Source organism: Arhodomonas sp. KWT (genome assembly GCF_010993615.1).
This window is the reverse complement of sequence record NZ_WNXE01000659.1, coordinates 1-935: the sequence shown is the minus strand read 5'-3', so window position 1 is coordinate 935 and position 935 is coordinate 1. Positions and strand designations below refer to the sequence as shown.

At 77.6% G+C, this 935-nt stretch carries 1 protein-coding gene; it reads right to left on the bottom strand.

Annotated elements, in window-relative coordinates; translation table 11 throughout:
• Nucleotides 1–935, bottom strand: a 935-nt coding sequence (ribD, locus tag G7A99_RS21515) for a bifunctional diaminohydroxyphosphoribosylaminopyrimidine deaminase/5-amino-6-(5-phosphoribosylamino)uracil reductase RibD (RefSeq protein ID WP_163143963.1), incomplete at both ends; no start/stop codon positions are given.

Below are 935 nucleotides of genomic sequence, written 5' to 3'. Positions count from 1 at the left end.
ATCAGCTCGTCGGCGAGGCCGGCGGCGACCACCGCGCCGGCCAGGGTCGGCCCCGCCTCCACCATCACCTCGTTGACGCCGTCCCGGGCCATGGCAGCGAGCACGGCGGTCAGCACGGGGCGCCCCTGCGGGTCCGGCGGCAGCGGCACCACGCGGACGCCCGCCGCCTCCAGGGAGGCCACCCGGGCATCGTCCGGCCAGCTGCAGAACACCGTAACGCCGCCGCCGTCGGCGACCAGACGGGCCCCCTCCGGCAGTCGCAGGGACGGGTCGATCACGTAGCGCGCCGGCTGCATCACCGGCGCGTCGACGTCGCGGACGGTGAGCGCCGGGTCGTCGGCGAGCACCGTGCCGATGCCCGTGAGCATGGCGCTGCTGCGTGCCCGCCAGCGGTGAACGTCGCGCCGGGCCGGCGCCCCGGTGATCCATCGGCTCTCGCCGGAGGCCATCGCGGTCCGGCCGTCGAGGCTCGCGGCGAGCTTCACGCGGACCCAGGGCATCCCCTCGGCCATGCGCCGGAGGAAGCCCGGGTTCAGTCCCCGCGCCTGTTCCGCCATCAGCCCGGCGGCTGTCTCCACGCCGGCGAGGCGCAGGCGCTCGAGCCCGCCGCCGGCCACCACCGGGTTCGGGTCCGTGCCCGCGGCCACCACCCGCGCCACGCCCGCCTCCGCGAGCGCGTCCGCGCAGGGCGGGGTGCGGCCGTGGTGGGCACAGGGCTCCAGCGTGACATAGGCCGTGGCCCCGCGTGCCGCGGCGCCCGCCGCGCGCAGGGCGTGGACCTCGGCATGGGGTTCGCCGGCGCGTTCGTGCCAGCCCTCACCGACGATCTCGCCCGCCCGGGCGATCACACAGCCGACGCGGGGATTCGGGTCCGTGGTGTACAGGCCCCGGCGCGCGAGCCGGATCGCCCGCGCCATGAGGGCGTGGTCCGTCGC